We start from the raw sequence: 18,411 nt of genomic DNA, 5'->3' as shown, positions 1-18,411 counted from the left end.
ACGTATTAAGGGAGGTCTTTATGACCACACTCGCAACAAGAGCCCTTCTAGCTAATAAAATTCGCGTGGGACGCGTGGTTCTTTTCATTTACCTTACGACTTTCACTTTTGTCGGACTTCTGACTTACTTCGCCAATAGATAAATGACATTTTAATCTGCGCAGGTAAAAATGCTCCTGTAGAACTTTGCAAAGGAGAACCTCGATGAAAAAAATATTACTCGTAGCACCCGTTGCTTTGATATTTGCCGGCTGTAGCTTGTTTCAAAAAAAGACTTCAGATTCAACAACTTCCAAGACCTCAGAACAAACGTCGTCTCAAGACGCCGCGGTCTTGGCTCCAACAAGAGCCCAAGCTGTCCTCAAGGCTTCTCACGACTCAAAAGTAAAAGGGATTATTCATTTTACCGAAGATGGAAACCTGAAAATCGAAACGATGGCGGAAGGTTTAAAGCCCGGCCCTCATGGATTTCATATTCACGAAGTAGGTGATTGTTCTAAAGGTGATTTCTCTTCAGCTGGCGGCCACTTTAATCCGACTCAGGCGCATCACGGCGCTGCAGATTCTAAGCATCGTCACGCAGGCGATTTAGGAAATTTGATGGCGAACAACAAAGGTAAAGCCAATGTGACTATGACGGTAGAAGGACTGACATTAAAGCCAGGGCCTAACAGCATCATTGGGAAATCTGTCATCATTCACAAAGACAAAGATGATTTGAAATCTCAACCCGCTGGAAACTCAGGTCCACGCATCGCATGTGGAGTTATTGAGGCTGTAAAATAAGTGAAGGCTTAAACAGCCTTCACCTTTTGAGAAATCTTTCCAAAGATACTTTGACCTTGAGCATCCGACATCTGCATTTCAATGGTGTCGCCTGCTTTCATAAACGGCGTCTTAATGGCGCCGTTTTCAATTTGTTCAATCATGCGCTTTTCAGCCAAACAGCTTGAACCACTGGCGTGATCATCGTTTGAAACAGTTCCACTACCAATCACAGTTCCCGCCGCCAAATTGCGTGTCTTCGCGGCGTGCGCAATCAACTGACCGAAATGGAAGTGCATGGCACCTGCATTCGCTTTTCCGAAAAACTGACCATTGTAAGTCACATTCAACGGCAAATGAACGCGACCGCCTTTATAGGCTTCACCCAACTCATCCGCGGTCACTGCAAACGGAGAAAGCGCTGAAGCAGGCTTACTTTGGAAGAAACCAAATCCGCCTGCGAGCTCTTCAGGAATCAAACCGCGTAAAGAAACGTCGTTAATCAAAACAAACAAACGGATGTACTTTAAAGCCTCATCGGGAGTGACGCCCATTGGAACAAAATCTGTAACCACACCCACTTCGCCTTCAAAGTCAGTTCCGTGAGCGAAATCACGCTGCGGAATATCTTCGGTCGGCGCTAGGAACTGCCCACACTCCCCTTGATACATCAAAGGAACTGTTTCCAGTGTTTCAGGCAAAGCCGCTTTACGGGCCATGCGAACGAGTTTGATGTGATAGATAAAAGCAGAGCCGTCAGCAAAAAGCCATGTGCGTGGAAGCGCTGAATGGAAATCGCTTTCCTTTACAGGAAAAGCATTCGCGGCTTTCCCTTCATTCAAATCCGTATAAAGCTTCTGCAAAGAAGCTTCTTTGTCTTTCCACGACTCCAGCGCTTCTCGCAAATTCGGAGCAATGTGTGTCGCTTTGACCGCCGTTTTTAAGTCACGGCTGACAACACACAATTCACCATCTTTACTTAGCGCTGATTTTAAAGAACCCAGTTTCACGATTTATCCTTAGTCAAAAGTGATCTGCAAGTTTGCACCAACAGCACGATAGTCTTTCAAACCATCAGCCACTTCGCCACTTGCTGATTCATAATACAATGCAATTCCAAAATCAGGAGCAAACTTGAAGCTTGCGCCAATCAAAAGAGGAATCAGCGGAGACTTAACTCCAGTCACATTTCCAATGTCAGCATTCTTATCCAAGTTCATACCCAAAGAAACACCGGCAAACACACCTGCGTACTCTTCAAATTTGTACATAAGAGCGACGGGGATATCTAAGTAGTTCATCGTCACTTTATTTTCTGGAGGACCGTCGACCGTCAAAGGTCTTTGTGTGTAAAGCAGACCCGTTCTTAAGTGCAAAGGACCTGAAATCGGAAAGTGCGCTGTTGCTCCGAATTGGAATCCCATCTGTGAGCTTGTAGACGCTCCTGAATCCACATCGCCAGATTGGCTGCGAATACCTACTTCTAATCCGTAATCGATGTCGGCCAACGCTGAAGAGGACATCAATCCCACAACTGTCATCAATGAAAGAGCTAACTTTTTCATCCTAAAATCCTCCTAAAATCTTCTTTGCGAAGTGGGAAAATCCTCCCACAACTTTATTTATTTATCAAAACACCACACAGCATTCAGCGCCATCTCATTTATAGCCGTATTCGAGGACACTTCGCTGTGCTCCAAAGCTAAATGATGAGGCTCCACCGTCCCTCGAGCGGCCAAAACGATAAGGATTAGTGGAAGCAAGATACGTAGAGATGCCTCTAAAGTCGAACCTCTTTGCGGAGAATACTCATCCTTCCACTCACCAAACTTAAGACTTTTAATCAGCATATAGCCTAAGCTAAATAACAAAATCGTAATTACGATGAAGATCCAAGTTTGATTCGGTTGAAGTCCTTGCGCTTGCTCGATAAAGACTTGCGGATGCCAAGACATGTATTCTTCAAAACGCATGCGGCGTCCATGGCGAGCAAAGTAAAAGAAATCAATGAAGCTCATTACGCAGATCAAAAACCAAATGACCGTAAAATAGCTTTTGTAAAAGACGAACATTCCACGTGGCCATTTCTCTGTTACGGCTTGAATTAACAAGAGGAAATAAAGTGGAATAAATAAAAAACCAAAGATCAAAAGATCAAATCTTAAACCCGCAACGAAAGATTGAAGAACTTCCGTAAAAGGCACCTCTGCCGTCGCATGAAAGACAGAGAGGAAATACAAATTCATGCGGAATAAAGTCATAAAAACGATCATGGCCACGGCCAGCATGAATAATTTTAAGAAAACTTTTGTGGAAAAACGCAGTGAAAAGATAAATCTATTAGGCACCGAAAAGTCCTTTGACTGATCTAAAAATCGGGAATGAAATAAGCCATCTCACTAGGAGTAAGTATATGTCCTCAATGACACTTTACAACTACTTTCGAAGTTCCACCTCTTACCGTGTTCGTCTGGCTTTGAATGTGAAAGGCCTGAATTTTGAATACAAGCCGATCAATCTTTTGAAGGCGGAACAAAGATCCGAAGCGTATTTAAAGATCAATCCGCTGGGTGGTCTACCGACTTTGGTTCATGGTGGAAAAAACATCCCTGAGTCTTTTGCGATCATGGAGTATCTAGACGAAGTATTTCCCGAACCCGCACTGTTCCCAAAAGATGCGTACCTAAAGGCGCGCGTTCGCCAAGTCTGCGAAGTGATCAATTCTTTCATGCACCCTATGTGCAACTTAAAGACTTTGAATTATCTAGAAAAAACTCATGGCTATGACCAAGCCAGAAAAGAAGAGTGGGCCGGATTCTGGCTTCCCCAAGGACTCGAAACTTTAGAAAAAACTTTGCAGGAATTTTCTGGTACTTACAGTTTCGGCGACACGATCACCATGGCGGATTTGTTCCTAGTGCCACAGCTACTTACTTGCCAACGCTTTAAGGTCGACATCACAAAGTACCCAACACTGATGAAGATCAACGAAAACTGCAAGAAACTTCCTGCGTTTGAAAAGGCTCACCCTTTCAAACAAATCGACACACCTGACGAATTCAAAAATAAATAGGTTCCAAAAATGCAAAAGAGGATCTCGTCTTCGCTAGATCCTCTTTTTTAGACTCCTTTGTCCGTTACCTTTCAAAGGAGTCCGATATGCGTAACAAAACCTTACGTACTATTCGGAAGATCTTAAAAGTAACTAAAGCTTTTTTGATAGTAGTTCTGCTCTTGCTAACTATTATCGTGAAGCTTAAGTCTTTATAGGTGTCTCTATTTGAAGCGTTCCAACGGTACAACTGACTAAAAGAACCAAGGTCGGGACTTAAAATCCAACGGCGAAGAAGTCACGGATGAGGCCCTCTAGCGAAGGCACCCTTTTAGTTGGAATGGATGAACAAAAAGTTCCATTTATCGATTACCGGAATTACGATGAAGACCAGCATCGAAACATTCAGCCACATGAAAAACGCCAACCAGCGCTCTGTGCCGTTTGATTTATAGTAGCGATAGAATTCTTGAAGAACTTTAAAACAGAACGGGAACGTCAGAAGAACGAACATCCAACTTGCATGCACGAACATCGGTGCCGCCAAAGCTACACCCACATACACGAAAGTATAAAGGCCAATTTGGAAAAGAGTGCGTTCCATCCCTAGCGCCACAGGTAAAGTCGGGACTCCCCCAGCGGCATAATCGTCTTTGAACTTAATCGCTAGAACCCAGAAGTGCGGCATCTGCCACAAGAACATGATTAGGAACAGATACAGTGATTCAGGGTTGAAGATGTCGGGATTGGCAACAGCGTAACCGATCGTCACCGGCAATGCCCCGGGAATGGCTCCTGGAACTGCGGCATAAACCCAGCGGCGCTTCCAGTACATGGTATATGCGACATTGTATAAGAATACACAAACCAAGCCCACCCAGCCTGCAACAGGCTCAAGGGTGAACAAGAAATTCAAACCAACAACTAAGAAACTGACAGCCAAAATTCCGGCTGCTGCTGGTTTGATTTTTCCAGCCGCAATCGGACGCTTGGATGTGCGAGGCATCTTTTGATCCAGTTTCCATTCTTGAACTTGGTTTAAAGCCAAAGATCCGGAAGCCAGGAAGTAAATACTCAACAGAGTTTCTAAGAACTCTTTCCAGCTAAATGTTTGTTCGATTTGAAAACCAGTGGCATAGCCGGCTAATCCCGCAAGAACCGAGAAGACGACTATGCCAAATTTGGTAAGATCGGCGAATGTTCTTAGCACGATCTTATAGAGGACTTACCTCAGTCACACGTGTTGCGATATCAACAACGCTGAAGAGGAGAAGAACTACTAGGAAGAAGAAACCAGACGCGAAAATAGCGCGATTCATGTTTGTGTCGTCTTTCAAGTGCATGAAGTACAACAAAACCAGAGCCGCTTTCACCGCCGCGATAGCAAACGCAACGAAAGCTGCGAAAGCACCAAGCTGAGCGTTGAATTGATGCGCGATCACGGTCAAGAAAGTCAAACCAAACAAAGCGCCGCCCACTTTAAGGTAAGTGGACATCGGCGTGATGTGTGGATGCAAAACATTTGGATCGTTTTGAGTGTTGCTAGCCATTTTTAATTACCCCACCAAATATAGAAGAGGGAACAAGAAGATCCAGATCAAGTCGACGATGTGCCAGAAGATTCCAACACCTTCTACTGGGATCCAGTATTGAGAGTGGAAATCGCCGCGAATCGTACGAATCAACAACCAAGCGATCAAGCCCATACCGATCAACACGTGAAGACCGTGAAGACCTGTCATGCAGTAGTAGAAACCGAAGTACATACCAAGGTTTGCGTGTTCTGCACCGACTTTCGCTACATCCAGGAAACGGCCTGGGTAAAGGCCCAAGTGGAACTTATGGCTGTATTCGAAGTACTTGATACACATGAAGATCGCACCGCAAAGGATCGTCGTTGCTAAAGCAATCGCCGCCTTCTTCTGTTCATTTCTTTGCACGTAAGAGATCGAGATCGCCATTGTGAAAGAAGAGAAGATCAGAACCAGCGTATTAACGAATCCCATTCTCCAGTCCAAAGTTTTCGCACCTTCGGCGAACATCTCAGGATAGATATTGTGGAAAATCGCGTAACCAACCAAGATCGCTCCGAACATCAGGATCTCAGTTACCATGAACAACCAAATACCTTGCTTACCGCTATCGTATTCTTGTTCCGCTGTTTTAAAGTGGTGAGATACGTGAGCTGAACGGACTCCGCCGTGTGTAGTGCTATCTGTACTCATAAGGCCCCGCTGTTACAATTGGTTCAACTGCAAAGTTATCGTGTGGAGGAGGAGACGACGTCTGCCATTCCAAAGTTTTTGAGTTCCAAGGATTCATAGAAGCTTTTGGACCTTTTCTGATACCTTGAACGATCGCGTATAGACCGAACAAGAAACCAGTCAGGATCAACCAAGACCCTACTGTAGAAACTTTGTTTAAAGTTTCATACGCTGGAATGTAATCGAAATAACGACGTGGCATACCCATCGCGCCCAAGATGAATTGAGGGAAGAACGTCACGTTGAAACCGATGAAGATGAATACGAAAGAAAGGCGAGCCAAGTTTTCGTTGAACATCTTTCCGAACATTTTTGGGAACCAGTAGTAGAAACCACCCATCAACGCCATCAAAGTACCACCCACCATCACGTAGTGGAAATGTGCCACTACGAAGTAAGTATCGTGGAAGTGAACGTCGATTGGAAGAGTGGCAAGCATGATACCTGTCACACCACCGATAGCGAACAAGAACAAGAAGCCCAATGCGAACAACATCGGAGAATCAAAAGAGATGGAACCTTTGTAAAGTGTCGCAACCCAGTTGAACATCTTGATCGCCGTTGGAACCCCAACCAGCATCGTTAAGAATGAGAAGATGATACCCGCAGTTTCAGACTGACCAGATACGAACATGTGGTGACCCCAAACGAAGAAGGACACCGCTGCGATACCTAGTGAAGAGTAAGCAATCGCCGTATAACCGAAGATCACTTTGCGAGAGAACGTTGTGATCAATTCAGACACAACACCCATCGCTGGGATGATCATGATGTAAACCGCTGGATGCGAATAGAACCAGAAGAAGTGTTGGAACAAGACCGGGTCACCACCTAGTGCCGGATCAAAGATACCCACACCGAATAGTTTTTCTGCTGCCAACAACAACAAAGTGATCGCAAGTACTGGAGTTGCCAACATTTGCAGGATCGCTGTTGAGTAAAGAGCCCATACAAACAATGGCATTCTGTGCATTGTCATGCCAGGAGCTCTTAGTTTGTGCACTGTCACGATGAAGTTCAAACCCGTAAGAACTGAAGACATACCCATGATGAACGCACCCAAAACCATCATCACTGTCGCAGTGCCAGTTCTGATTGAGTATGGAGTATAGAACGTCCAACCAGTGTCGATTTTATTAAAGAAGAAAGTCAAAACAGCCAAAGCCGCACCCGCCATGAAGCAGTACCAGCTTGCCAAGTTGATTTTCGGGAAAGCCACGTCCTTTGCACCCAAGTGAAGAGGCAAGAAGAAGTTACCCAAGATCGCCGGGATACCAGGAACGATAACCATGAAGACCATGATCGCGCCGTGATAAGTAAGGACTTGGTTATAAACGTCTCCGTTTTTCAAAACTTGTCCTACGTTCGCTGTCGCGTTTGGAGCAAAAAGTTCCAAACGAAGAAGCAAGGCCATAACCCCGCCCACGAAGAAGAAGAACATAACAGAGATCATGTACATAAGACCGATGCGTTTATGGTCAACAGTCGTTAACCAAGACCATAGGCCTTTTTCAAAATTAATGTAGTTGTCACCGTGATGAGCTGATTTTGTAGCCATAGGTGCGCTCCTTATTTCAATTCCTTGATGTACTCAACAAGTGCGCTGAGTTCATTTTCATTCAACTGACCCTGGAAGGTAGGCATAACACCTTTAGGGAAACCTTTAACGATGTGCTTGTTCGGCTCTAAGATAGATTCGCGAATATAGTTTTCGTCGAACTTAAGCTTTTCACCGTTATCCATCTCTTCTTCGTGACCAAATTTTTGGAACAAAGAAGGACCGACTTTAACCGCTGCAGAATCTACAGAGTGGCAAGAGGCACAAGCTTTAACGGCAAAAAGTTTTTCACCTTTTTTAGCAAGTGGAAGATTTCTTTCTTCCTGCCCTTGTTCCAAGTAACGATCGAAATCTTCACGAGAAACAACTTTCAGCTTACCGATCATGGCAGAGTGAGAAGTACCGCAGTACTCAGTACAGAAGATGTGGAAGTCACCCAATTTTTCAGCGCGGAACCACAAAGCTGTATAACGACCTGGAACCGCATCTTGTTTAATACGGAAAGAAGGTACGAAGAAAGAGTGGATCACATCGCTAGAAGTTAGAAGGATTTTGACGTCTTGACCGATAGGTACAACGACTTCATTCACGGTTTTATAACCGTTTTTGTATTCAACTTCCCAGGCCCATTGCTTACCTAATACGTTAATTTCTAACGCATTTTTCGGCATCGCGCGCATGTTGTGGTAGATGTACCAACCCCAAACAAACACTGCCAAGAAGATCACAAGTGGAATGAATGACCACAAGAACTCCAAGAAAGTATTGTGAGAGATATAGGCTGTTTTATCGTTAGGAGTTTTACGTCTGTATTTCCAAACGAAATAAATCATCCCACCGATAACAAGAACGCAGGCGATGAAACTTGTAATCAGCAAGAAACCGTACAGATTGTCCACCTGCTTTGCAATCTCGGTCCCCTGCGTTGGCATGAAGGATTGGGCCTTCGCAATATTAAACCACATCATGTACCTTTATCTCCCCGCCGCATTGTTCTTCGATCTGCGAGAACGAATATAAAACGGCAATAACCATAATACCATCACCAGAACCATCACGGCCCCGCCGACTTTCATAAGATTGAAAGCCGCCAAAGTGTACTTGCTCTGATGTGGGTCATACTTAAAACAATAGAGCACTAAGTTGTCGACGATGCTTCCGATTTTACCTTCGGTCGCTTCATTCAAAGCCAACTTGATATCTTGAGGATTGAACATAATCCCCGGCAGATAGCGAGAGATTGTTCCGTCAGGCGTGATAATCACGGCCGCAGAAGCATGTGCCCATTCTTTCGCTGTCTCATCCCATTTAAATTTAAAACCTAAAGACTGAGTGATTGCCTGAACCGCAGACTCATCTGCCGTCACAAAGTGCCAGCCCGATGCCGCTTCAGGACGCTCATAAAGCTTGATGTAAGTCTCTTTTTTCTTCGCGGCCAAGTCGGGAGTTTCTTTTGAGTCAAAACTCATAGAAAGAATTTTGTACTTCTTCCCCACCGTCCAATTCTTATCCATCAATTTCAATGCATCCGTAAGACCATTTAAATGAAAGTTACAAAGACCGGGACAAGAAAAATAAACCGGAGAAATAATCACCGGGTGTTTGCCATCAAAGAAAGAACCTAAAGTGACTTCCTGACCGTTGTCGTCTTTAACCTTTAAAGACAGGTCAATCTTGCCACCGAGTTTCTCGTCGATACCAACGCCCTCCAACTCTTTCGGCGCTTCACTTGCAACCTTCGGAGCCGGCTTGCCATCGTAAGCACGTGCCGTTGAAAACAAAACGAGAACGCTTGCAGAGAGCAGCATTCCCATTGTTTTCATTTTAAAAACACGCGCGTTCGTTAGCATTTATAAACCTTTAATTACTGTGCAGTTTTTGCGAACTCAGCAACTTTAGCAGGATCGTCTTTAGATTTATTTTGAGTGATAGAATCGATGTAGTGAACTAGAGCCCAACGATCTGCTGGCTTGAAGTGAGCGTAAGCAGCCATGGAAGTTCCTTTGATACCGACAGTAAGTACTTTGAAGTGAGCGATAGCGCCTTCACCTTGAGTCCATTTACCTTCAACAAGGTTACGAGGTTTAGGATTCAAGCCCGCACCTGCGGCACCGTCACCTTTACCTTCGTTACCGTGGCACATTGCACAGTTCGTCATGAATACTTTTTGGCCGTAAGCCACAAGCTCAGGAGAAGAAACCCAAGGTTCTTTAACTTTAGTGATATCAAAGACTGGAGCCGCGCCTTCTGCTGCTGGAGCATTAGGATCGATTACGTTCTCAGCCAAATCGACACCTTTGTTGATAGCAACTAGGTAGAAGAAGAAAGCGAAGCAAAACGCCATTGAAAAGGCGAACGCAAGCAAACCGGCACGATTATACTCATCTCTATTTTCAGACATAGGTGGGCACTCCCTAGGAGACGCAAAATAGTTTTGTCACAATATTGTAATGTATTGTTCTAAGTATCTTAAAAGACTAAGGTCGGCAACTAATTAAGCCGACCCAGTCGAGGTTCTAATGATGCGACACTAGGCATCAAAGAGGCTGAAACAAAAAGTTGCGGGTGATGCTCACAAACTTTTCAGGGGATTCGATGTTGGGACAGTGGCCCAAACCTTCGATAACTTGAAATTTTCCTCGCGAAAACAAAGAAGCCAGGGCCTCAGATTCCGACATCGGTAAAAGCTTGTCGTGCTCACCGTGAAGAACGAGCACTTCATTCTTAATTTTTTGAATTTCTTCGCGAATATCTAATCCATCTAGGGCTTGAAGAACCCAATGACCGACGGTTTTCACCGCGTGAAAAGCATCTTCTACCAAGACATCCTTAAAGAATTTCGATTCAGGATTATTATTATGAATCGTAGATCCTAGAACCACGCCCGTTAGATTTTTATCCTGCTTCATTTGTTCAAAAGCAGTGATCATGGAAGTGTCGAACGTCACACCTTGAGCACCCACGGAGTCCAGCAAAATCGCTTTTCCGAAAAGTTCTGGCGCTTTAGCCATCATCAAGGAAGCAATCAACCCGCCTGTTGAATGACCCACCAAGTGAACCGGTCCTTTTTTTAGCGAGCGAACGACTTCAATGAAGTCTTCTGCAAAAAGATGCATGTTCACTTCATCAGAGCTTTTTGGAGGCGTGCTACCGCCACAACCGCGAAACTCGGCATAGATCAATGAACCTTGATAGTTCTTACCTTGAGCTTCTTTCTTCCAAATTTCTTCGGAAGGCAACCACCAGCGATTTGAAGCAAGATTACCATGGATGAAGAAAACATTTTCAGGAACTAATCCGGGTTTTACCTCAACGTGAATCATTCGCGACCTACTTTGATATTTTCCTGTCCCGCACGAACTTCGCCACGGAAAGGATAACCTTCAAAGTCATCACCTTTATAAAGACGTTTATTGCCAGTGACGATCTCGTAAACCCAAGCTGCCGTGAAGTAAGGAACAGCCTCCACCATCTTGTGTTCAGAACCGTTGATATAAAGACGGCTGGCACGAGCTTCTTCAGGAACGGCATCCCAGTACTCATCTAGCACACTTGTATTGATGTACTGATCTTGACGAGCAATCATCAAATGCAAAGCACGATTTGGAATTGTGTGAGTGAAATCAATCGGACGAGCCTTACGAATTCCTTGTACGAGGCGATAAGTTGCTTCGAGCTTAAATGGATTTTCCAGGACAATCGGTTCTGCCTGCGGATACGTGGCATAGACGATCTGATGAAGATAGTAATCATACAAATCATCATCCGACATTTTATTGAACGGGAAAATCTGACGAGTCGCCCAGATCTGCGCCTTAATCCAGTTGTCTGTTCCATCCAGGGGACGAGTGAAGGGCGCCATGAGCACCAAGTTCTTCACAAGTGATGGATAAGCAGCGGCAAAGCCTGCGGCAATGCCGCCACCGTAAGACAGCCCAACTAAATTATAAGGGCCTTTAATTTTCATTTTCTCTAAAAGAGCCTTAAGATCCACGATCTGATCTTGATAGGGAATTGGTGCAAGGATCGGCGCATACTTTAAAAGAGTCTGACCTTGACCGATTGGATCGTAACGAAGAACACCAACACCCTTCGCAACAAGATTGTCAGTGAAGTTATCCCATTGACGAGTGCTGTAAGTAAGACCATTGATCAAAATAACTGTCGGCTGTTTTGCTTCCGCAGGAACATAATCAACATAAAGTTCCTTCGTCGCCGAAAGCGCCACAAAACCTTTATAAGCTTTCGACTGAGCCACAGACTCCATCGAAACAAACAAAGCAGAGACCACTACAAAAACCGCTAACAAAACTGATTTCATAATTCCCCCAGAACAGTTTCAAGCCAGATCAAAAAAGGGCCTAATTACTTACAATACAATTCCACCATCAACACTCAAGACCGTGCCGTTAATATAGCTCGCTTGTTCACTTGCCAAGAACAAACACGCGTTTGCAATATCTTCAGTTTCACCCAAGCGAGTCACAGGAACTTTGGCCGCCATACCTTCAAGCACTTCTTTCGGCATTGCTTTCGTCATAGCCGTCATAATGAAGCCTGGTGCGATGGCATTCGATGTAAAGCCTTTACGACCTAACTCTTTACCCCAAGTTTTCGTCATACCGATCACACCTGCTTTTGCGGCAGCGTAATTCGTTTGACCAAAGTTTCCGTAAAGTCCAACTACGGAGGAGATATTGATGATGCGCTTGTGGTTAGAGCTTGCGTTGAATTTTTCTAATAACGTTTTTGTAACGTTGAAAAGACCTGTTAGGTTTGTGCTGATAACTGCATCCCAATCTTCAGGTCCCATTTTCGCAAAAGACTTATCGCGTGTGATACCAGCGTTATTCACAAGGATATCCACAGCCCATGGCAATGAAGACGCCGCTTTTGCAACTGATTCACGATTCGTCACATCGACTTGTGCGACGTGAACTTGCGCTCCGTATTTGGCGAATTCAGTTTTTGCCGTCTGCAAAGCCTGTTCAGAATAATCCCAGATAGAAACGTTGCCGCCAGCTTCTAGGAATTTTTGTGTGATTTGAAAACCGATACCTGCAGCGCCGCCAGTAACGATTGCATTTTTATTTTTGAAATCAAAATTAATATTTGTCATTCAATGGGCTTAACCCAATAAGCCCCCATCCCGTCAAAGAAAATCGCACTTTTTCGCTCTGTGAATAGAGCAAATGCACTAAATTTCTTTTCTTGCCAAATCGATAAAATGGTTTGTAGTTAAGCCAATTCGCAAAGGAAAAACAATGAGCAAAAGAACAGCGACAATTGTAGGAACAGGGATGTACGCGCCTGAGCGTGTGATTACAAATCAGTACTTTAATGATTTGTATAAAAAAGATATCGGCACTTTCTTAAGCGAAAGCCGTAATATTCGCGAACGTCGCTGGATGGAAAAAGATCAGCGCACATCAGATCTTATTATTCCCGCGGCGGAAGAGGCGATGAAAAATGCGGGTATTACCGCGAAAGATTTAGATCTTATCATCGTATCTACAGACACTCCGGACTACCTTTCTCCTTCTACCGCTTCGGTTGTCGCTTATCGCATGGGTGCAGTGAATGCAGGAACTTACGACATCAATACGGCGTGTGCGGGTTTTGTTGTGGGCTGTGATATTGCTTCAAAATACATTGCCGCTGACGAAAAATATAAAAACGTTCTGGTCGTTGGTGCTTACGGCATGAGTAAGTATTTGAACTTTGACGACTACAAAATCGCTTCGTTGTTTGCGGATGGTGCCGGCGCCGTTGTCATTCAACCTGCGAAAGACACGCGCGGTTTTATCGATAGTCAAATGTACACCGACGGACAATATCACGACTACATGGGAATTTACGCCGGAGGTACGGCACAACCTGTAACTCATGAAGTGGTCGAAAACAAAGGCCATCTATTGGCTTTCCCGAAACGCATTCCACCAGAAACAAACGGCATTCACTGGCCGCGTTTGACGAACATGCTTTTAGACCGTCAGCGCATGAAGCCTGAAGACATCAAGCATTTCTTCATCACTCAGTTTAACGTTCAGAGCATTTACGAAACGATGGATAAGTTAAACCTTTCTCGTGAACGCGCCCATTACGTAATGGATCGCTTCGGCTATACGGGCTCTGCCTCTATTGGAATGGCTTTGGCCGATGCCGCCCGCCAAAAGAAGATGAAAAAAGGTGATATGGTCTTTATGTTGGGCTCTGGCGGTGGTATGAGCATGGCCGCCCTCGCACTTGAATGGGGATACGACACATAATGGAACTGGATTGGCTGAAACGCTGGAAACTTTATTCGCCTCACAATATCGCTATCAAAGATGGCGATACGGGACGTGAATTTTCTTACGCCAAGCTTTTTGATTTGGCCAATCGCGGAGCCCATTATCTACACAACCAGTTTGGCATTCGTAAAGGGGATCGCGTGGCGGTCCTTGCCACCAATGAACTGGAATACGTTTTTCTTTTCTTTGCCTTGCAGCGCCTGGGCGCCATCATGGTGCCGGTAAACTTCCGTCTTACTCAACGTGAGGTGGATCACATTATTTCCGATTCCTCTCCAAAGTTAGTTCTGTTTCAAGAGGCTTATCGAGACATCGTTGAAAATCTGCCTTCTTCCTTAAAACCTGAGCTTTTGAAGCTTCAAGGCGACAACAGCTTCGCAAGCTTTTTAGAATCTAGCAGTTCCGCCGAAGAATACTCTTTCACGTCACAGGAAAATGATCCCGTGATGATAATGTACACCTCGGGCACAACGGGTTCCCCCAAAGGCGCTATCTTGACTTACAAGATGATTTTCTGGAACTCGATCAACACGACACTGCGTTTGAATATTTCGCAAAATGATTGCACGGTGATCTTCCTCCCCTTCTTCCACACGGGAGGCTGGAACGTTCTAACAACACCGTTCATCCATCGCGGTGCCAAAGTGGTTTTCCTGAAAAAGTTTGATGCGGACCAGATTCTTCACTTGAGTGCCCAAGAAAAAGCGACTTTGCTTTTCGGCGTACCAACGACCATGGATATGATGGCGCGCTCAGAACTTTTTAATAAAGTGGATCTTTCTAACATTCGCTATGCCATCGTGGGCGGCGAACCGATGCCGATCGAATTGATTCGCGTTTGGGACAAAAAAGGGATTCCAGTTCGTCAGGGTTACGGATTGACGGAGTTTGGCCCGAACGTATTTTCTTTAAATGAAGAAGATGCACTTAGAAAAATCGGCTCTATTGGATTTCCCAACTTTTATATCGAAGCCAAAGTAGTCGATATGGAAGGAAAAGAGCTTAAAGACAATGAGGTCGGCGAACTGATTCTGCGTGGACCAATGTGCATGCAGGGATATTGGCACAATGAAAAAGCCACCAATGAAGCCATCAAAGAGGGCTGGCTTTACACCGGCGATCTTGTACGCCGGGATTCTGAAGGCTATTACTACGTCGTCGGACGCAAAAAAGACATGTTCATCTCGGGTGGAGAAAACGTATATCCTCCGGAGATTGAACAAATTCTTCGCACTCATCCTTCGGTATTGGAAGCGGCCGTCATTGGCGTTCCTGACGAAAAATGGGGCGAGGTGGGTAAAGCTTTTATAGTGGCAGACCAAGAAAGACTGACCGCGGATGAGCTGCACCAACACTGCGTTCGAAATCTGGCAAAATTCAAAATCCCTAAGCATTTTGTGTTTTTACCGTCCTTACCTAAGGGCGATAGCGGCAAGATTTTGAAGCGCAAATTGATGGAATTGGCTCCCAACTAGCTTTCCGTTGATAATATCATTCCAATTTTGCATTGCACTTTTCGACCTGATGGCGTTTATATTCGGCCATCTCGGAGGATATATGAAGAAGTTTTTAGGCTTCCTGGTTATCGCGACTCTTTCTTTGACTGCTCAAGCTGACGAGTACTTCGTTGGTGGCCGCGATTTCTACGATACGATGGAACAATACAACCAGGCTTGCGACGATGTTTGCGAAAAACCTTTTTACCACACGGTTGTTTACTCAAACGGAAAATCATCTGGCTTGTTGACGAAGCAGGATCTGAATCTTTTGAATAAGATCATGATTCACCAATCCAACATCTGGGCGGACACTATTCTTGAAGGCGACTATCAATCCGAAGGTGACACGCGTTTAGACGAAGTGGTTGCGATCTTTAAGTCTTCAAATCTTATTGGCTACAAAATCACATATTCTGAAAAAGCCTGGGACACGGCTTCTTGTGACTTCGACTATGAAGATGAAAGCGAAGACAAGTACCAAGACTGTACGGAAGGCCGCATCGTTGAAAGCTCTTTCGTCAGTAAGGACTTCAAAACATACTTCCGCGACGACAATGCCATGGCAGAGTTCTTTGAATAAGACTCGACTTTAGAAGGAGGCTGAAAAGCCTCCTTTTTTGTTCTTAGGCCCTTCTGAAAATTTAATCCAAATTCACCGTCTCAATTTTAGAATTCCCGCCTGAAAACCTAAACTTTTCCGTATAGATAACCGAACTACAAAGAATGAAACGTCTCTCCGTTTTATTCGCAATAATTTTGGTAGTGTCGGCATGTACTAGCGCTCAGCGAACACCGAGTTCGGTCATCTATGATGATCAACGTGTGAATCGTATCCAGGAAATCGATTTAGAGCTTTCTAAGTTCTGGAACAACGATTGGAGAGCGAATCAGCAGTTCTTCCAAACACAAACAGGTCTGAGCGCACCTCAAGCTTTTGATGGTCGTATGTATCAAGATCCTTATGTGCGCGATCAAGTCGACCGTCTTTGGAAAGAGCGCCAACAAGAAGTCGACGTGCTTTCATCAAAACTTTCATTGCGTGAATGGGACGGCTTAGGGCCTTGGTTTTCAGCGTCTTTCCGTTCACCACTATTTGAAAAAGAAGAGATCGTCGAAATCACGAACCTGAACGAGTTTAAAAGCGAGGATATCAACGCAACAAACGCTTTCCCGCTTGAGCACCGTTTCTATTCTAACTATTCTCTGCGCCTTATGAACAATTTGCCGGTCGAAACAACGCCCTTTGCCGGAGACCGACAAGATCAACGTCAAAAATATCTTAAAGCGCGATTGGATTGCGACGGCGATATTATTTATCAATCAGGATTTTTATTCTTCCAAAACGAAACACGCGGCCGCGTGTATGAATTCAACTGGTATTTCAACAAAGAAAATGGCCAGCGCGTGAGGGTAAAGCTTTCTCCGGGTGTTAGAAGTTGTCAGCTCAGATACTATGATCCGGATAAAGACCGTAAGTGGACTCATACGATCAGGCTTGTCGACGTTGCAATGACGACGCCGGAATGGGTTAAGCTCACTAATCAAATTGATGTGTGTGCCCGTCCTGTCGGAAATTTTGGTGGCAACAATGTGACAAATTTTTTCTGGCAACAGGACTATCTATTTACGACGTGCCCACAAAGCTTTGATAAACTGATCAACTTACGCGATCCGTATCTTTCAATGAATCGCCGCGTGCTTTCTTTAACGGGCTCTCCTCTATCCAGAAAAGATTTTAATGACAAAAATCCCATGGCGGCCCTGAATTTCGATAAAGCACCTAAGTTCGATATTATTTGGGTTTCCTCTTTGAACTTTTCTGCTGACTTTTATGGAATGGTGCTGGCGCGTGCCCTTCGTCATCATGCCGAGCGTGGCACACAGATTCGCGTTCTGGTACCCGAAGTGACCATGACTAAAAAGGATAAGCGTATTCTTGAATGGTTGGCATTTGGAATGCCCAACGTGAAGGTTCAATATTATAAGTATCGTTTATCAGAAGCCAAAGACGGCTCTTGGCTTGATAAATTTCACCGCGTGAATCACACGAAAATCGTTATGGGGTATTCTTCGACGAACTGGAAGGATAGCTTCTTGATCACGGGCGGAAGAAATATCCGTGACTCTTACATCTTCAGTGATACTCCGTTCTACAAAGCCTACAAGTATTTGAAGAACTACGGTGAAGGCGAAGAGCCTTACATTTACTACAATGATTTCGAAGTTGAGATGCGCGGTCATCCCTTCATTCAGTCTGTAATGGCGCAAATGCTTTCATTCTGGATGCGCGATCCCGTATCCAATCGCTTCCGCTCAACGAATGTAAACATCCCGCAAGCGGCTTCCCAAAGTCAGGTTTTACGTTTGACGGCTTTACCGAACCTCTATCCGTTGGTTCGCCATGTGATGTCCTTGCCTTTCTTTGACGGTTTCCAGCTGGAAAAGTTCTATATCAATATGATTGATTCAGCTCAATCCGAGTTGCTACTGACGACACCTTATTTCCGTCCTTCTGTGGCCATCAGCGCGGCTTTGGATCGCGCCGTCCAACGTGGAGTCAAAGTAAAGATCTTAACTCGTATCCACCTAGCAGGTGACGGCACCCCACAAATTGCGGAAGACGTAAATAAAGAAGGGATCAACCGCCATTTGAAAAATGTTGAGATCTATGAGTGGACAGATTCACGCTCGATCATGCACGCAAAGATTCTAGTTATTGATAAGAAATTAAGTTTTATCAGTAGCGTGAATTTAAATCGTCGTAGCTTCATCCACGACACAGAGAGCGGCGCTTTGATTTTGCATGAGCCCACAGCTTTGGACATGCGAAAAGAAGTTTTAGACTTTTTGAAAGGCGGCCGTCGCATCACTCAGAAAGAAAAAATTTCTTGGATCAACGGCACTTTGATTGATTGGGCCGATTCTTACTTCTAAGCTCTTCAGCTCGACCTAGGACCTAGGTCGAGCTTTTCTTTTCAGC

The 18,411-nt window shown here is 44.7% G+C and carries 20 protein-coding genes; 7 read left to right on the top strand and 13 right to left on the bottom strand.

Going from position 1 to position 18,411, the window contains the following annotated elements:
• Window positions 1–20 precede the first annotated feature (20 nt).
• Both AZI87_RS18360 and AZI87_RS08310 read left to right on the top strand, forming a co-directional pair.
• The gene (locus AZI87_RS18360; protein WP_301335613.1) at window positions 21–143 is read left to right on the top strand and encodes a hypothetical protein; all 123 of its coding nucleotides are present in this window, start codon (window positions 21–23) and stop codon (window positions 141–143) included.
• 61 nt (window positions 144–204) lie between these two features.
• Entirely contained in the window at window positions 205–786 is a 582-nt protein-coding gene (locus tag AZI87_RS08310; protein WP_063206101.1) for a superoxide dismutase family protein, read from the top strand.
• Between the two features lie 8 nt (window positions 787–794).
• Here the strand turns inward: AZI87_RS08310 and AZI87_RS08305 are convergent, their stop codons facing one another.
• Genes AZI87_RS08305 through AZI87_RS08295 form a run of 3 tightly spaced genes read right to left on the bottom strand, consistent with a single transcriptional unit; the run spans window position 795 to window position 3,113 of the window.
• Window positions 795–1,775 (bottom strand): fumarylacetoacetate hydrolase family protein, encoded by a 981-nt coding sequence (locus tag AZI87_RS08305; RefSeq protein WP_063206100.1) that lies wholly within the window; start codon window positions 1,773–1,775, stop codon window positions 795–797.
• 9 nt (window positions 1,776–1,784) lie between these two features.
• A complete protein-coding gene (locus tag AZI87_RS08300) occupies window positions 1,785–2,330 on the bottom strand; it encodes an outer membrane beta-barrel protein (protein ID WP_063206099.1) in 546 nt (181 codons plus the stop codon).
• A 57-nt stretch (window positions 2,331–2,387) separates the two neighbouring features.
• Window positions 2,388–3,113: a hypothetical protein gene (locus AZI87_RS08295; RefSeq protein ID WP_063206098.1), complete on the bottom strand. Its 726-nt coding sequence runs from the start codon at window positions 3,111–3,113 to the stop codon at window positions 2,388–2,390.
• 65 nt (window positions 3,114–3,178) lie between these two features.
• Between AZI87_RS08295 and maiA the strand changes: the two genes are divergently transcribed.
• Window positions 3,179–3,838, top strand: coding sequence for a maleylacetoacetate isomerase (gene maiA / locus AZI87_RS08290; protein ID WP_063206097.1), 660 nt, complete (start codon window positions 3,179–3,181; stop codon window positions 3,836–3,838).
• 310 nt (window positions 3,839–4,148) lie between these two features.
• Here maiA and AZI87_RS08285 read toward each other — a convergent pair whose 3' ends face one another.
• The 10 genes from AZI87_RS08285 to fabG form a co-directional block, all read right to left on the bottom strand.
• Window positions 4,149–5,027, bottom strand: a complete 879-nt coding sequence (locus tag AZI87_RS08285; protein ID WP_063206096.1) for a protoheme IX farnesyltransferase — start codon at window positions 5,025–5,027, stop codon at window positions 4,149–4,151.
• Window positions 5,028–5,031: 4 nt separating this feature from the next.
• Window positions 5,032–5,367 (bottom strand): cytochrome C oxidase subunit IV family protein, encoded by a 336-nt coding sequence (locus AZI87_RS08280; protein WP_063206095.1) that lies wholly within the window; start codon window positions 5,365–5,367, stop codon window positions 5,032–5,034.
• Between the two features lie 6 nt (window positions 5,368–5,373).
• Complete coding sequence (locus tag AZI87_RS08275; protein ID WP_063206094.1) at window positions 5,374–6,042, bottom strand: cytochrome c oxidase subunit 3 family protein; 669 nt, start codon at window positions 6,040–6,042, stop codon at window positions 5,374–5,376.
• The gene (ctaD, locus tag AZI87_RS08270; RefSeq protein ID WP_063206093.1) at window positions 6,029–7,639 is read right to left on the bottom strand and encodes a cytochrome c oxidase subunit I; all 1,611 of its coding nucleotides are present in this window, start codon (window positions 7,637–7,639) and stop codon (window positions 6,029–6,031) included. The genes AZI87_RS08275 and ctaD overlap by 14 nt, the downstream gene beginning before the upstream one ends.
• Window positions 7,640–7,650: 11 nt before the next feature.
• A complete protein-coding gene (gene coxB, locus AZI87_RS08265) occupies window positions 7,651–8,607 on the bottom strand; it encodes a cytochrome c oxidase subunit II (protein ID WP_063206092.1) in 957 nt (318 codons plus the stop codon).
• Window positions 8,608–8,613: 6 nt separating this feature from the next.
• Entirely contained in the window at window positions 8,614–9,453 is an 840-nt protein-coding gene (locus tag AZI87_RS08260; protein ID WP_253696559.1) for an SCO family protein, read from the bottom strand.
• Between the two features lie 50 nt (window positions 9,454–9,503).
• Complete coding sequence (locus AZI87_RS08255) at window positions 9,504–10,040, bottom strand: c-type cytochrome (RefSeq protein ID WP_063206090.1); 537 nt, start codon at window positions 10,038–10,040, stop codon at window positions 9,504–9,506.
• A 136-nt stretch (window positions 10,041–10,176) separates the two neighbouring features.
• The gene (locus tag AZI87_RS08250) at window positions 10,177–10,962 is read right to left on the bottom strand and encodes an alpha/beta fold hydrolase (RefSeq protein ID WP_063206089.1); all 786 of its coding nucleotides are present in this window, start codon (window positions 10,960–10,962) and stop codon (window positions 10,177–10,179) included.
• Window positions 10,959–11,960 (bottom strand): alpha/beta hydrolase, encoded by a 1,002-nt coding sequence (locus AZI87_RS08245; protein WP_063206088.1) that lies wholly within the window; start codon window positions 11,958–11,960, stop codon window positions 10,959–10,961. The genes AZI87_RS08250 and AZI87_RS08245 overlap by 4 nt, the downstream gene beginning before the upstream one ends.
• Window positions 11,961–12,008: 48 nt before the next feature.
• Window positions 12,009–12,758 carry a 3-oxoacyl-ACP reductase FabG gene (gene fabG / locus AZI87_RS08240; protein ID WP_063206087.1) on the bottom strand — a complete coding sequence of 250 codons (750 nt, stop codon included), beginning with the start codon at window positions 12,756–12,758 and terminating at the stop codon, window positions 12,009–12,011.
• A 145-nt stretch (window positions 12,759–12,903) separates the two neighbouring features.
• On the opposite strand from fabG, the gene AZI87_RS08235 reads away from it, so the two are divergent.
• From AZI87_RS08235 to AZI87_RS08220, 4 genes are all read left to right on the top strand, one after another.
• The gene (locus AZI87_RS08235; RefSeq protein WP_063206086.1) at window positions 12,904–13,908 is read left to right on the top strand and encodes a ketoacyl-ACP synthase III; all 1,005 of its coding nucleotides are present in this window, start codon (window positions 12,904–12,906) and stop codon (window positions 13,906–13,908) included.
• Complete coding sequence (locus AZI87_RS08230; RefSeq protein ID WP_063206085.1) at window positions 13,908–15,407, top strand: class I adenylate-forming enzyme family protein; 1,500 nt, start codon at window positions 13,908–13,910, stop codon at window positions 15,405–15,407. The genes AZI87_RS08235 and AZI87_RS08230 overlap by 1 nt, the downstream gene beginning before the upstream one ends.
• An 82-nt stretch (window positions 15,408–15,489) precedes the next feature.
• Window positions 15,490–16,011, top strand: a complete 522-nt coding sequence (locus AZI87_RS08225) for a hypothetical protein (RefSeq protein WP_063206084.1) — start codon at window positions 15,490–15,492, stop codon at window positions 16,009–16,011.
• A 143-nt stretch (window positions 16,012–16,154) separates the two neighbouring features.
• On the top strand, window positions 16,155–18,365 hold the full coding sequence (locus AZI87_RS08220) for a phospholipase D-like domain-containing protein (RefSeq protein ID WP_253696557.1): 2,211 nt from the start codon (window positions 16,155–16,157) through the stop codon (window positions 18,363–18,365).
• The last annotated feature ends 46 nt before the right edge of the window (window positions 18,366–18,411 follow it).

Origin of the sequence: Bdellovibrio bacteriovorus (genome assembly GCF_001592745.1) — a bacterium.
GTDB classification, from domain to species: Bacteria; Bdellovibrionota; Bdellovibrionia; order Bdellovibrionales; family Bdellovibrionaceae; genus Bdellovibrio; species Bdellovibrio bacteriovorus_B.
This window is presented reverse-complemented; position numbering and strand designations above follow the sequence as displayed.

Bases quoted from the DNA above. Each gene is read 5' to 3' on its own strand.
- AZI87_RS08255 (WP_063206090.1), bottom strand. From the start codon at position 10,040: ATGTCTGAAAATAGAGATGAGTATAATCGTGCCGGTTTGCTTGCGTTC.
- fabG (WP_063206087.1), bottom strand. From the start codon at position 12,758: ATGACAAATATTAATTTTGATTTCAAAAATAAAAATGCAATCGTTACT.
- maiA (WP_063206097.1), top strand. From the start codon at position 3,179: ATGTCCTCAATGACACTTTACAACTACTTTCGAAGTTCCACCTCTTAC.
- AZI87_RS08310 (WP_063206101.1), top strand. From the start codon at position 205: ATGAAAAAAATATTACTCGTAGCACCCGTTGCTTTGATATTTGCCGGC.
- AZI87_RS08235 (WP_063206086.1), top strand. From the start codon at position 12,904: ATGAGCAAAAGAACAGCGACAATTGTAGGAACAGGGATGTACGCGCCT.
- AZI87_RS08260 (WP_253696559.1), bottom strand. From the start codon at position 9,453: ATGGGAATGCTGCTCTCTGCAAGCGTTCTCGTTTTGTTTTCAACGGCA.
- AZI87_RS08245 (WP_063206088.1), bottom strand. From the start codon at position 11,960: ATGAAATCAGTTTTGTTAGCGGTTTTTGTAGTGGTCTCTGCTTTGTTT.
- AZI87_RS08280 (WP_063206095.1), bottom strand. From the start codon at position 5,367: ATGGCTAGCAACACTCAAAACGATCCAAATGTTTTGCATCCACACATC.
- AZI87_RS18360 (WP_301335613.1), top strand. From the start codon at position 21: ATGACCACACTCGCAACAAGAGCCCTTCTAGCTAATAAAATTCGCGTG.
- ctaD (WP_063206093.1), bottom strand. From the start codon at position 7,639: ATGGCTACAAAATCAGCTCATCACGGTGACAACTACATTAATTTTGAA.
- AZI87_RS08220 (WP_253696557.1), top strand. From the start codon at position 16,155: ATGAAACGTCTCTCCGTTTTATTCGCAATAATTTTGGTAGTGTCGGCA.
- AZI87_RS08275 (WP_063206094.1), bottom strand. From the start codon at position 6,042: ATGAGTACAGATAGCACTACACACGGCGGAGTCCGTTCAGCTCACGTA.
- AZI87_RS08300 (WP_063206099.1), bottom strand. From the start codon at position 2,330: ATGAAAAAGTTAGCTCTTTCATTGATGACAGTTGTGGGATTGATGTCC.
- AZI87_RS08230 (WP_063206085.1), top strand. From the start codon at position 13,908: ATGGAACTGGATTGGCTGAAACGCTGGAAACTTTATTCGCCTCACAAT.
- coxB (WP_063206092.1), bottom strand. From the start codon at position 8,607: ATGATGTGGTTTAATATTGCGAAGGCCCAATCCTTCATGCCAACGCAG.
- AZI87_RS08225 (WP_063206084.1), top strand. From the start codon at position 15,490: ATGAAGAAGTTTTTAGGCTTCCTGGTTATCGCGACTCTTTCTTTGACT.
- AZI87_RS08250 (WP_063206089.1), bottom strand. From the start codon at position 10,962: ATGATTCACGTTGAGGTAAAACCCGGATTAGTTCCTGAAAATGTTTTC.